General features: G+C 67.3%; 10 protein-coding genes. 2 read left to right on the forward strand and 8 right to left on the reverse strand.

Annotation, left to right across the window (positions count from 1 at the left end):
* Nucleotides 1-49 precede the first annotated feature (49 nt).
* The 7 genes from Q4I23_RS23950 to groES all read right to left on the reverse strand — a co-directional run bounded on the left by Q4I23_RS23950 (nucleotide 50) and on the right by groES (nucleotide 8,259).
* Nucleotides 50-1,297 carry a BaiN/RdsA family NAD(P)/FAD-dependent oxidoreductase gene (locus tag Q4I23_RS23950; RefSeq protein WP_498527876.1) on the reverse strand — a complete coding sequence of 416 codons (1,248 nt, stop codon included), beginning with the start codon at nucleotides 1,295-1,297 and terminating at the stop codon, nucleotides 50-52.
* A 124-nt stretch (nucleotides 1,298-1,421) separates the two neighbouring features.
* Nucleotides 1,422-1,685 carry a hypothetical protein gene (locus Q4I23_RS23955; RefSeq protein WP_014239094.1) on the reverse strand — a complete coding sequence of 88 codons (264 nt, stop codon included), beginning with the start codon at nucleotides 1,683-1,685 and terminating at the stop codon, nucleotides 1,422-1,424.
* A 109-nt stretch (nucleotides 1,686-1,794) separates the two neighbouring features.
* Nucleotides 1,795-2,943, reverse strand: coding sequence for a NapC/NirT family cytochrome c (locus Q4I23_RS23960; RefSeq protein WP_498527877.1), 1,149 nt, complete (start codon nucleotides 2,941-2,943; stop codon nucleotides 1,795-1,797).
* Between the two features lie 184 nt (nucleotides 2,944-3,127).
* Complete coding sequence (locus Q4I23_RS23965) at nucleotides 3,128-4,132, reverse strand: cytochrome-c peroxidase (protein WP_498527878.1); 1,005 nt, start codon at nucleotides 4,130-4,132, stop codon at nucleotides 3,128-3,130.
* A gap of 237 nt (nucleotides 4,133-4,369) precedes the next feature.
* The gene (locus Q4I23_RS23970) at nucleotides 4,370-6,061 is read right to left on the reverse strand and encodes a catalase (protein WP_498527879.1); all 1,692 of its coding nucleotides are present in this window, start codon (nucleotides 6,059-6,061) and stop codon (nucleotides 4,370-4,372) included.
* 210 nt (nucleotides 6,062-6,271) lie between these two features.
* Nucleotides 6,272-7,915, reverse strand: coding sequence for a chaperonin GroEL (gene groL / locus Q4I23_RS23975; protein WP_035670811.1), 1,644 nt, complete (start codon nucleotides 7,913-7,915; stop codon nucleotides 6,272-6,274).
* A gap of 53 nt (nucleotides 7,916-7,968) precedes the next feature.
* Complete coding sequence (gene groES, locus Q4I23_RS23980; protein WP_014239088.1) at nucleotides 7,969-8,259, reverse strand: co-chaperone GroES; 291 nt, start codon at nucleotides 8,257-8,259, stop codon at nucleotides 7,969-7,971.
* Nucleotides 8,260-8,553: 294 nt separating this feature from the next.
* On the opposite strand from groES, the gene Q4I23_RS23985 reads away from it, so the two are divergent.
* Both Q4I23_RS23985 and Q4I23_RS23990 read left to right on the forward strand, forming a co-directional pair.
* Nucleotides 8,554-8,817, forward strand: a complete 264-nt coding sequence (locus Q4I23_RS23985) for an usg protein (protein WP_454020376.1) — start codon at nucleotides 8,554-8,556, stop codon at nucleotides 8,815-8,817.
* Between the two features lie 139 nt (nucleotides 8,818-8,956).
* Complete coding sequence (locus Q4I23_RS23990; protein ID WP_237904449.1) at nucleotides 8,957-9,448, forward strand: lysozyme; 492 nt, start codon at nucleotides 8,957-8,959, stop codon at nucleotides 9,446-9,448.
* A gap of 30 nt (nucleotides 9,449-9,478) precedes the next feature.
* Here the strand turns inward: Q4I23_RS23990 and Q4I23_RS23995 are convergent, their stop codons facing one another.
* Nucleotides 9,479-12,973, reverse strand: a complete 3,495-nt coding sequence (locus Q4I23_RS23995; RefSeq protein WP_498527880.1) for a pyridine nucleotide-disulfide oxidoreductase — start codon at nucleotides 12,971-12,973, stop codon at nucleotides 9,479-9,481.
* Nucleotides 12,974-13,113 lie beyond the last annotated feature (140 nt).

Consider the following 13,113-nt stretch of genomic DNA (forward strand, 5'->3'; position numbering starts at 1 on the left):
GTCGGCAGCGTCAGATGTGTATAAGAGACAGGGCGATAGGGGCGAAAACTCAGCCCCCCAGATACCCCAGCACGCCCTTCCCTGCCCGCGCGCCCATGGCGAAGCAGCCCTGGAGGAGGTAGCCGCCGGTCGGCGCTTCCCAATCCAGCATCTCCCCGGCGACGAAGGACCCCGGCAGGCGGGTCAGCATCAAAGTATCGTCCAACTCCCCCAGCCGGACACCGCCGGCGGTGGAGATGGCGCGCTCGATCGGCCGCACCCCGGTCAGCACCATCGACAGGCCCTTGATCTGGCGGGCCAGCGCCGCCGGGTCGGACAGCTCGGACGCCGGGGTGAACTCGCGCAGCAGAGCGGCGCGCGAGCCGGTCAGCGACAGGGACTTCTTCAGGAAGGTCGACAGCGATTCCGCGCCGCGGCGGCGCAGCCGTTTGGCAATCGCCGACTCCGGCAGATCCGGCATCAGGTCGATGGTCAGGGCGGCCCAGCCCTCGCGCTCGATGGCGTCGCGCAAGGCAGCGCTCAGCGCGTAGACGGCGCCGCCCTCGATGCCGGTTTCGGTGATGACGAACTCGCCCTTCAGCCGCCGGTCGCCGAAGGCGAGGCCGACGCTCTTGACCGGCTGGCCGGCGAAGCGCTCGCGCAGGTGATCGGACCAGGGCACCTCGAAGCCCATGTTGGACGGGCGCAGCGGCGCGATGTCCACCCCGCGCGCCGCCAGAAGCTCGGTCCAGGCGCCGTCGGAGCCGGTGCGCGGCCAGCTCGCCCCGCCCAGCGCCAGTAGAGTGGCCCGCGGGGCGACGGTGGTCTCGGTACCGTTGCCCCGCTGGAAGCGCAGCGCGCCGGACGCGTCCCAGCCGAGCCAGCGGTGGCGGGTGTGCAGGGTGACGCCCAGCCCCTCCAGCCGGCGCAGCCAGGCGCGGACCAGGGTGGACGCCTTCATCTGCACCGGAAAGACGCGCCCGCTGGAGCCGACGAAGGTCTCGATCCCCAACCCCGCCGCCCAATCGCGCAGGTCCGCCGGGGAAAGGCCGCCCAGCAACTCGGCGAACAGCGGGGCCTGCGCGCCGTAGCGGGCGGTGAAGGCGTCCAGCGGTTCGGAATGGGTCAGGTTCAGCCCGCCGCGCCCGGCCAGCAGCAGCTTGCGCGCCGGGGTGGGCATCCGCTCAAAGACGGCGACCGAGCGGCCCGCGGCGGCGATGACCTCCGCCGCCATCAGCCCGGCCGGGCCGGCGCCGATGATCGCAACATCGGGAGGGAAGGCGTCGGGAGAAGAAACAGTGTCAGGGGCGTCGGTCATCGGGTCCCCCGAGGGGTGAAGGATGTCGACCGGTCCCGTCCGCACCGCCTTCGCCGAAGGAAAAAAGCAGGGTCGGACGGGACCGGGGCACTCAAGAAGCGGGAATCGGCGGCGCGGGACCGGATCAGTCCGCGTCGTCCTCCTGGGCCACCTCGTCGGCAAGGTCGTTGGCCATGTCGGCGAAATAGCCCGCGTCCACCTCCAGCCCGTTTTCCTCGCAGATCCGCATGAAGATGCGGTAGGCGTGCAGGATCGCGACGTCGAGAACGACGAGGTCGCCCTCCTCGCTGTGCTTGTCGGTGATGCCACGCTCCTGGAGCGTGCCGACGATGTCGTGAGAGGCGGCCTGAAGCACCGCTTCCATGGCTTGTTTGTGCAGAGTCGACATCGCGGGGGTCCTCTTTCTCAAGTGGTCGTCTGCCGTCGGGCGCGGCGCGTTCGGTGCCGGCCCGTGGTAGAAAACCCCTCTTAGCAGCTTCGGGTTCTCGCCGCAGCGATCATCGCGCGCCGTTCTTCGCATGGCTCTGCAGATAAGTCAGCAGCAGGCGGCCCTCCTCCTCGTCCAGCCGGGTCAGCCGCTTCATGGCGTTCATCTTGCCGATCCAGGCGTTCGCGTCGAAGTCGGCCGGCGGGTGCAGCGTGTGGCAGAGCGAGCAGTTGGCGTCGTAGACCCGCGCGCCGTAATCCCACAGCGCGCCGAGCGTGCCCACATAGCCGCCCGCGCCGGTCCAGGCGGTCAGGCGGACCTCCGTCCACTCCTGTTCGGTCTCGGGATCGGTGACGGTGCGCAGTGCAGCCGCTTGCCCGGCCGCCGCCGCGTTCAACCTGACCGTGGTGATGCGCTTGCCCGGTTGGGCGTAGAGCGTCTGGGTGGAACTGCCGCGCTGCCAGCCGGTGATTTCCACCTTGAGGGCGCCGCCCTCCGCCGTTAGGACCTTGACCGGAGTCGCCGCGGCGATCTCGCCGTCCCCGGACGCCCCCGGTGCCGGCGGCGCGCCGTACAAAGCGAGGCTGGTCAGGGCGTAGGCGGTGTCGCCGGGCTTCAGGGCCAGCGCCTTCGCCTGATCCGATAGGCCGGCGAAAAGCTGGCGATGGCCGGCGGTGACGTCGGGGAAGCTGTGGGCGATGCCCTTGTGGCAGTCGATGCAGGTCTTGCCGGCCTTCTCCGCCCCTTCCATGGCGCTGGCCGCCTTCGGCGTCTGCTTGTGGAAGTCCATGGCGCCGAAGGAATGGCAGTTGCGGCATTCCTGGCTGTCGGTGGCCCGCATGCGGTCCCATTCGCGGCGTGCCAGCGTGTGGCGCTTGGCCTCGAACTTCTCCTTGCTGTCGATGGAGCCGATGAGCCAGTGGTACAGCTCGCCCGACGCCTGCACCTTGCGGATCACCTTGTGCGTCCAGTCGCGCGGGACGTGGCAGTCGGCGCAGGTCGCCCTTACGCCCGAGGCGTTCTGGTAGTGCGGCGAGGTCTTGTACTCGACATACACGTTGTCGCGCATCTCGTGGCAGGAGATGCAGAATTCCATGCTGTTGGTCGCTTCCATCGCGGTGTTGAAGCCGCCCCAGCCGACCACCCCGACGACGACGCCCACCAGACCGGCCAGCGCGAGCGCCCCGAAGCCGCCCGCCGTCTTCCATCCCCACCGCATGTCGATACCCTGATAACCACCTTGAACAGGTGAGGGGGTGCGCGTTTCCGGCACGTCCGGCACAAGCGCACCCCCCTCACCCAAACCCTCTCCCCGCTTTCGGCGGACCAAAGGTCCGTCTGTCGCGTCAGCGCAAACTTCGTTTGCGCGTGAGCGGAGGGGAGAGGGGATACACCCGCCCCCGTCAGTCGAAGGGATGCGGCTTCGGCGTCTTGTCCGTGGACGGCGGCAGGATCGGCAGAGCGAAGCTCGGCTGGTCACCGGTCAGCGTCTTCAGGAAGGCGACGATCTTGCCGTTCTCATCGGGCGAGAACTTCTTGCCCAACTGGATGCGGCCCATGACGTCCACGGCGTCGGACAGCGTCGCGGCCTCGCCGTCGTGGAAGTAGGGGTAGGTCAGCGCGACGTTGCGCAGCGTCGGAACCTTGAAGTTGAAGCGGTCGGCCTCCTCCTTGGTCACCGCGATGCGGCCCTCGGCGGGGTTGTTGGTCTTGTAGGGCTCGACGACGCCCATCTTCTGGAAGGTGTTGCCGCCGACGGCCGAGCCGTTGTGGCAGGCGGTGCAGCCCGAGTCCTTGAACAGCTCGTAGCCTTCCAGCTCGACGGTGGTCAGGGCCTTCTTGTCGCCCTTCAGCCACTGATCGAAGCGGGAGTTCGGCGTGACCAGCGTCTCCTCGAAGGCGGCGATGGCCTTGGTCACCTCCTCGATGGTGATCTTGGTCTCGCCGAAGACCTCACCGAATTCCTTCTGGTATTCGGGGATGGAGCGCAGCACCTCGACCGCCAGGGCGTGGGTGGAGCCCATCTCGCCCGGGTTGGCGATCGGGCCGCCGGCCTGCTCCTGCAACGTCAGCGCGCGGCCGTCCCAGAACTGCGCCACGTTCAGGCTGGAGTTCAGCACGGTCGGCGAGTTGATCGGACCCTGCTGCCAGTTGTGGCCGATGGAGGTCTTCAGGTTGTCGGTGCCGCCCATGGACAGGTTGTGGCACGAATTGCAGGAGATGAAGCCGGACTTGGACAGCCGGGGATCGAAGTACAGCTTCTTGCCGAGTTCAACCAATCCGGGATTGGTGATCTTCGCCGGCTCGATCGGCGAAATCGGTTCCCCGGCGGCGAACGCGGGCGCGCCGAAGGTGGCGACGGAGGCCGCCAGCATGGCCGCAAACGACACGGCAGCACGCATGGACATCGCACTTCTCCCTTATCGAAGTTCTAATATTTTGGCTAATGCCTTGATGCAAAATGACAGTGACATGCCCCACTCTGGTGATACCAGTGACAGGCGTGTCGCGCGGCAACTTGCCGCATGTCCGTACACAAACTATGGCTACTCAAAACAATCCTTAATGCGGGCGTGAAAAAGGGGCGGCGGAATGCCCCGCCGCCCCCATCGGGACGATGCTCGAACAATGACTTTTGGTTGCGCCTAATCGGCGGCTTGGCTGGTCATGCCGCCTTGCACACCGGACGGCATGCCCTTCACCACCTCGTCCGCCGTGGCGCGGTGGACCTTCACGGAGCCGGTCCACTGGCCCCAGGCCTTCGGGTCGATCGTGTCGCCGTTCTTGCCCAGCGACTTCAGCCGCTTCTGGTCCTCGTCGGTCAGCACCTGCTTGGGCAGGGGGGCCAAGCCGGCGACGTCGGCGGCGGTCATGCCCAGCATGCCGGCGACCCGGCTGCCATAATCGTCATGAACCAGGAAGAAGTGCCAGAGCATCCGTTCCTGGACGTCGCGTTCGCACTGGCCAAGCAGCGTGCCCATGTTCAGAACCAGATCGTCGCGTTCCCAGTCCATCATGGTGCAGTAGCGGGCGCGTGCCTGAACGTAATCGTTGCGGCGCTCGATCACGCTGCGGGTCAGGCGGCCATGGATTTCCGGTGGGTTGTTCGGTTCCTCCCGCTGGGCTTCGCTGAGGCCGTTGTGGATGGACGGCTCGAAATTGACGTGCGGGTTCTGCCCCGGCGCCAGATCGCGCTGGTAGGACATCTGCCCGCCCGACAGGTTGGTGGCGACCGCAGCGTTCTTGGCTTGGTTGATCGGCAACTGCTGATAGTTGGGGCCGACCCGGTAGCGCTGCGTGTCGGAGTAGGAGAAGGTCCGCCCGACCAGCATCTTGTCGTCGGAGAAGTCCAGCCCGTCGACCAGCACGCCGGTGCCCATGGCGATCTGTTCGTTCTCGTTGAAGACGTCCTCGACGTTGCGGTTCAGCGTCATCACACCGACATGGCGCAGGGGGAAGTCCGACTCCGGCCAGATTTTGGTGTCGTCCAGCGGGTCCCAGTCCAGCTCGGGATGGTCGTGATCCTCCATGATCTGGACAAACACATCCCACTGCGGGTAATCGCCCCGGTCGATGGCCTCATAAAGATCCTTGGAGGCGGAGCCGAGATCCTGCCCCTGCACCTTCGCCGCCTCGTCCGCCGTCAGGCAGGCGACGCCGCAGCGCGGGTGGAAGTGGTACTTGACCAGCACCGTGTCGCCGTTGGCGTTCACCATCTTGTAGGTGTTCACGCCGAAGCCTTCCATGTGCCGGTAGTTGGCCGGAATCCCGCGCGGGCTGAACAAATGCGTCAGCATGTGCATGGACTCGGGCGTCTGGCTCATGAAGTCGAAGATGCGGTTCGGTTCCTGCCGGAAGGTCACCGGATCGGGCTTCAGCGAATGGATCACGTCCGGGAACTTGATGGCGTCGCGGATGAAGAAGACTGCGAGGTTGTTGCCGACGAGGTCCCAGTTGCCGTCCTCGGTGTAGAATTTCACCGCGAAGCCGCGCGGGTCGCGCGCCACCTCAGACGAATCGCGCCCGCCGATGACGGTGGAGAAGCGGATGGCCAGCGGGGTCTTTTTGCCGGCCTGTTGGAACAGCTTGGCGCGGGTGTATTTGGACGCCGGCTCGTCGCCGATCTTGCCCGTCGCTTCGAATTCCCCGTAGCAGACGAAGCCGCGGGCATGGACCACGCGCTCCGGAATGCGCTCGCGGTCGAAGTGGGAGATCTTCTCCAGGAACTGGTAATTCTCCAGCGTCGCCGGACCGCGGGCTCCCACGGTGCGCTGGGACTGGTTGTTGGTGATCGGGTGGCCCTGACGGTTGGTCAGAGTCTTCGATTGGTCAGCCATCGCTTTCTCCCTGAACAGCAAGCCGTGCCGGCGCACCTCTGGGGCGTCCGGTTGGGAGGTCAACGGCCCCAGTTTGGAACCGTTCCAATCCAAAACACCGGACGGCGGCACCCTGTCCGTCAGGGAGATGCCCAAACGGAAAAGGGCGGCCCCGAGGGACCGCCCTTTCCGCAAACGTCGTGGATGACGTGAGCTTTTCGACGCAGGCTATTAGAAGCCCATGCCGCCCATGTCGTCCATGCCACCCGGCATGCCGGCCGGAGCAGCCTTCTTCTCCGGCTTCTCGGCGATCATCGCCTCGGTGGTGATCAGCAGACCGGCGATCGAGGCCGCGTCCTGCAGGGCGGTGCGAACCACCTTCACCGGGTCGATGATGCCGGCGGCGACCAGATCGGTAAACTCACCCTTCTGGGCATCGTAGCCGAAGTTGGCGTCGTTCTGGTCCAGCAGCTTGCCGACCACGATCGAACCGTCGGTGCCCGCGTTGTAGGCGATCTGACGGACCGGGGCCTGCAGGGCGCGGCGGATGATCTCGATGCCGACGCGCTGCTCGTCGTTGATCGGCTTCAGGGCGTCCAGGGCCTTGGTGGCGTACAGCAGAGCGGTACCGCCGCCGGCGACGACACCCTCTTCCACCGCGGCGCGGGTGGCGTGCATGGCGTCGTCAACGCGATCCTTGCGCTCCTTCACCTCGACCTCGGTGGCGCCGCCGACGCGGATGACGGCAACGCCGCCAGCCAGCTTCGCCAGACGCTCCTGCAGCTTCTCGCGGTCGTAGTCCGAGGTGGTCTCCTCGATCTGCGCCTTGATCTGGCCGATGCGGGCCTGGATGTCCTCGGCCGAGCCGGCGCCGTCGACGATGGTGGTGTTCTCCTTGGAGATCACGACCTTCTTGGCGGTGCCCAGCATGTCGATGGTGACGTTCTCGAGCTTGATGCCGAGATCCTCGGAGATGACCTGGCCGCCGGTCAGGATGGCCATGTCCTCCAGCATCGCCTTGCGGCGGTCACCGAAGCCCGGGGCCTTGACGGCGGCGACCTTCAGGCCGCCACGCAGCTTGTTCACGACCAGGGTCGCCAGGGCCTCGCCCTCGACGTCCTCGGCGATGATCAGCAGCGGACGCGAGGACTGCACGACGGCCTCGAGGACCGGCAGCAGGGCCTGCAGACCCGACAGCTTCTTCTCGTGGAGCAGGATGAACGGGCTCTCGAGGTCCGCGATCATCTTGTCGGCGTTGGTGATGAAGTACGGCGACAGGTAGCCGCGGTCGAACTGCATGCCCTCGACGACGTCCAGCTCGGTCTCGAGGCTCTTGGCCTCCTCCACCGTGATGACGCCCTCGTTGCCGACCTTCTCCATGGCCTGGGCGATCATCTTGCCGATCTCGCCTTCGCCGTTGGCGGAGATGGTGCCGACCTGGGCGATCTCGTCGTTGGTCGTGACCTTCTTGGCACGGCCGCGGATGTCGTTCACGACGGTCTCGACGGCGAGGTCGATGCCGCGCTTCAGGTCCATCGGGTTCATGCCGGCGGCCACCGACTTCACGCCCTCGCGGACGATGGCCTGGGCCAGAACGGTCGCCGTGGTGGTGCCGTCGCCGGCCAGGTCGTTCGTCTTCGACGCGACCTCACGCACCATCTGGGCGCCCATGTTCTCGAACTTGTCCGACAGCTCGATTTCCTTGGCGACCGAGACGCCGTCCTTGGTGATGCGCGGAGCGCCAAAAGACTTCTCGATCACGACGTTGCGGCCCTTCGGACCCAGCGTCACCTTCACGGCGTCGGCGAGGATGTCCACACCGCGCAGCATCTTCTCGCGCGCGGCGGCGGAGAACTTAACTTCCTTGGCAGCCATTGCTCACTTCCTTGAAATTCGGGGGGTTGGATCGCTCAAGCGCGGGCGGAGGCTCAGGCCTCGACGACGCCCATGATGTCGGATTCCTTCATGATCAGGAAATCCTCGCCCTCGATCTTCACCTCGGTGCCCGACCACTTGCCGAACAGGATGCGGTCGCCGGCCTTCACGTCGAGCGCAACGACCTTGCCGCTCTCGTCACGGGCGCCCGGACCAACCGCGACCACCTGGCCCTCCTGGGGCTTTTCCTTCGCGGTGTCGGGAATGATGATCCCGCCCTTGGTCTTGGTGTCGGACTCCAGACGCTTGACGACGACGCGGTCGTGCAGCGGACGGAACTTCATGGGGATGCCTCCAGGATCAAGGCTTATTGAAAGGATTGGCGCCGGGCTCGGGGCTGTTAGCACTCTCCCCCGGCGAGTGCCAGACAGCTAATCGAGCTGAGGTTTCGATTCAAGAGGGTCGTTGCGGCAATCGGTGCGATTCCTGGCAGCAGTCACCATGGCTTGCTGCTAATGCATTGAAACAGAAGAAAAATTTTTGTTGCCCGCCGCAGCCGCGAACGGCACACTTTCACAAAAGAATCACGTAGGCACAGCGCGAGGACGCCACCGGTTCCACCATCACGGAGGCAGAGCATGGCCAGTCTGGGGCTTCAGCTTCGCGATTACCGCCTGACCACGGCGGAGATTCTGTACCACATGCCGGACCACCCGCACCTGCTGCAGAGCTATCTCTGGCAGGAGTTGGATCTCGCCCCCGGCTACCCGGTGCTGCGCCGGTTCCTGGATTTCTGGCAGGCCAACCTGGACGGCAGGCTGCATTCGGTGAAGCTGGCGACCCATCGCCTGATCACACCGGGGGAGGCCCGCGCGGTGGCCGCGGAATTCCGCTGGACCTGACACCCGGCCAAGCCCTCTCCCCATGCGGGTAAATGTGAATAAATAAACCATTTTTAGGAGTTTATTGCTTCGGATACCCTTTCCCAAGCACGAACCGTTCGTGCCAATGCACGTTCACGACACGCTGGGGAAGACGATCATGACGACGCCGGTTTGCGAAGAAGCGGTCAACCTTGTGAAGCATTTCGAGGGTCTTTACCTCAAGGCCTACCTGTGTCCGGCGGGGGTGCCGACCATCGGCTACGGCCACACCGCCGGGGTCGAACTGGGGCAGAGCATCTCCTCCGCCCAGGCCGACGACCTGCTGAAGTCGGACCTGACCTCCGCCGCCGCCCAGGTGGACAAGCTGGTCACCGTCGCGCTGAACCCGAATCAGCGCGGCGCGCTGGCCTCCTTCGTGTTCAACCTGGGGGCCGGCAGCCTGCAATGCTCGACCCTGCTGCGCCTGCTGAACCAGGGCGACTACGAAGGCGCCGCCGGCCAGTTCAGCCGCTGGGTCTACGCCACGGTCAACGGCGTCAAGACGCAGCTTCCGGGTCTGGTGAAGCGCCGCGCCGCCGAGGCCGACCTGTTCGAAAGCTCCACCGAGCCGCTGCCCCAGGCGGCGGTCAGCACCGCAACGGGCGCGTGATCGCGCGGATGGGGGTGGCCAGCCACCCCCTCACCCTTTCCGCTGGCCGGTCAGCCGCAGGCCGCGGTCGATCCATTGGGCGGTCAGTTTTTCCTGGACGGCGTTCTGGCGCAGCCGCTGGTTCAGGTTTGCGAAATCCACGCGGTCGAGGCTCTGGTCCTGGTTGAAGCAGGAGAAGACCACCGTCTCCTCGCCGGTCGCCGGGTCGATGTGCCGTTGCAGGCACTGGGCACAGATCTCCTTCATCATGCATTGCATGGGGGAGTTGATGGAGCCGATGGCCGCGTGGCCGGGCTTCAGGTATGGCTTCAGCGCGCCGTGCCGTGCCGCCCCCACCGCCGCCATCATGCGGTCGGAGCCGATGGCGACGATGCGGTCCACCGTTTCCAGGGGGATGTCCGCCGGCCCCAGATCGCCCGTCGCGTAGGCGCGCATGGCCTCCACGATGTTGCCGACGAAGGTCCGGTCGCCGGGGCGCGACGGCGTGAAGCCCGGCGCCTCGTCGCAGCACCAGACGACGCGGTCGGCGGCGGCCTCGATCTGTTCGGTCTTGTAACGATCCTCCATCCGCTTGTAGCCGGCGAAGTAGACGACCCGGTTGCCGCGCGCCCGGCAGGCCTGCCCGATGGAGAACAGCACCGCGTTGCCCAGCCCGCCGCCGACCAGCGCCACCGTCTCGCCCTCCGGGATCTCGGTCGGGGCGCCGGTCGGCCCCATCACCACCACCGGGTCGCCGGGTTTCAGCAGGGCGCAGAGGTCGGATGAGCCGCCCATCTCCAGAACGATCAGGGAGAGCAGCCCGGCGTCCTTGTCCACCCAGGCGCCGGTCAGGGCCAGCCCTTCCATGGCCAGCGTGGTCCGGCCGATCCGTTGCGCCAGCGTTTCGAAATTCTGCAGCCGGTAGAACTGTCCGGGTTCGAAACGGCGCGCCGCGGCGGGGGCCTTCACCACCACCTCCACGATGGTCGGGGTCAGGCGGGTCACGCCGTGCACCAGGGGCCGCAGGTCGGTGTTCAGGCGCCGCACCAGCGCCTCCGGCGTCACGGAGGTCGGCGCCCGGCGGGCCAGCGCGCGGCTGACCACCGGATAGCCGCGCTTCGCCCCGCCCATCGCCTTCACCACATTGCCGGCGAAGGACGGGTGCAGGTCGCCGAAGAAGCTGAGGAACCGCCCGTCCGGCGTCCGCGCCATCAGCACATGCGCCTGGGCCGGCTTGCTCGTCCGCTCCGGCGTCACCGGGCGGCCGTCCTCGTCGATGGCGCGAAAGCAGCGCCCGTCCAGTTCCACCCACTCCGGCTCCTCGCGGGCCAGGACGGTGTTCGGCTGGGTGCCGGCGGCGACCAGGATGGTGCGGGCGGGAAGCCGCGCGTCCACGGCGGCGGGCGCCACCACCCCGTCCGGCCCGACCGGGCTGATGGCGAGGTGGATCGCCCGAGCGGCGCCCGATTCGTCGATCTCCACCCCGCGTGGGGCGGCGCATTCCAGGAAGCGGATGCCCTCGGCCAGCCCGTGCGCCACCTCCTCGTGGTTCAGCGTGTAGCTGGGGCTGTCGATCAGCCGCCGTCGATAGGCGATGGTCGAGCCGCCCCAGGATTGCAGCAGCGCCGTGACGCGCGGCTCGCGCCCCTCGTCCCCCGCCGCCAGACGCTCCGCCCGGATGGCGCGAGCGTGGGCCAGGAACTCGTCGGCAAGGTCGGCCTCGTCGGGCGTCCAGCGGGCGCGCACCGCCGCCTCCCCCCGCTCGGCCCCCAGGACCTCGTAACGGGAGAGGAACTTCTCGACCTGGACCGGATAATAGGCCAGCGCCTCCGTCGCCGTGTCGATGGCGGTCAGCCCGCCGCCGATCACCACGATGGGCAGCCGGACCTGGAGGTTGGCGATGCTGTCCGGCTTGGCCGCCCCGGTCAGTTGCAGCCCCATCAGGAAGTCCGAGGCCTGCCGCACCCCGCGGGCGAGCCCGTTCGCCATCGGCACGACGGTCGGTTTGCCCGCCCCCATGCACAGGGCGATGTGGTCGAATCCCAGCTCCAGCGCCCCGTCGATGGTCAGCGTGCCGCCGAAGCGCACCCCGCCGATGATCGTCATGCGCGCCCGGCGCTCCAGCAGCAGCCGGATCACCTTCAGGAAATTCTTGTTCCAGCGCACGGTGATGCCGTATTCGGCCACCCCGCCGAAACCGGCCATCACCCGCTCGTCCAACCGGTCGTAGAGGTCGCGCACGTCGCGGATCGGCCGGAAGGGCACCCGCGTGCCGCTCGGCAGCACGCCGGAGAGGTCGGCGGGCAGCGGCTCGATCTTCAGCCCGTCGATGCCGACCACCGTGTGCCCGTCGTTCATCAGATGATGGGCCAGCGTGAAGCCCGCCGGCCCCAGCCCGGCCACCAGCACCTTGTAGCCGCTGTCCGGTCGCATCAGCGGGCGGCGCAGGTCCAGCGGGTTCCAGCGGGTCAGCAGGCTGTAGATCTCGAAGCCCCAGGGCAGCTCCAGCACATCCTTCAGCGTTCGGGTCTCCGCCTGCGGGATGTCCACCGGTTCCTGTTTTTGATAGATGCAGGCCTTCATGCAGTCGTTGCAGATGCGGTGGCCGGTGGCCGCGCACATCGGGTTGTCGACCACCACCACGGCCAGCGCCCCGATGGGCACGCCGTCCGCCTTCAGCGCGTGCATCTCGGAAATCTTCTCTTCCAGGGGGCAACCAGCCAGCGCGACGCCGAAGGCGCTCTTCTGGAACTCCCCGGTCTTGCGGTCGCGCAGCCCCTTGGAGCAGCTGTCCTTGCCCTGGTTGTGGCACCAGATGCAGTAGTTGGCCTCGTCCAGCGCCCCGGCCAGATCGGTGCCGGGGTCGGTCAGGTGGAAGCCCTGGCGCTCGCGGCATGCCCCGTCGGGCAGGCGCATCATGGTGACGCCGTGCCGCTCCACCGTCTCCACGGGAACGAGACGCTGCGGATCGGTGCGGTGCGGCACCTGGAACAGCACGCCGCCGCCGTGCCGGGCGCGCCCGGCCTCGCTGAAGACCGCCCAGGCGGCGTATTGGGCGGCGCTGTCGAGCTGGTCGGCGTGGGCCGCCTCATCCTCCATCCAGGCCAGCACCTGCCGGGCGAAGGCGGCCTCGGTCAGCGGGCCGCCCAGCCAGTCCTCCAGCCTTGCCGCCAGCTCCGCCCCGTCGAGCGCGGCGACCGCCTCCGGCTTCACCGCCTTGGCGGCGCGGCGTTGAACGAACAGGCGCTTGGCGGTGTAGAGCGGCGCCAGCTCCGTGTGGCGGGCGCGCAGTTCGTCGAGCGCGGCGCGGATGCCGAACAGGTCGCCGATGAAATCCTCGGCGTGGGGGGCGAGCGCGATCAGCAGGGCGCTTTCCACCTTGGCCTCCAGCCGATCGGGCTGGGCGCGGGCGGAGAGCAGCCGGTTGGCGAGCGCCACGTCCGCATCGGACAGCCGGGCGAGGAAGGCGCGGTCGAGCCGGGCCAGCCCGTCCTGCCCGTAAAGCTCGTGGAACGACAGGCCGAAGCCGAGGGTGAGGTCCGCCATCGCCGCCCCGCATCCGAAGCCGTTGGTAAGACTGATATTTGTAACACCCGCAACCCGCCGCCTTCACCCGAAACCGGTGTCGCCGGCCACGGGGTAACCCCTGTCTCTTATACACATCTCCGAGCCCACGAGACTATAAC

Source organism: Azospirillum sp. UFLA03-27 (genome assembly GCF_059803775.1).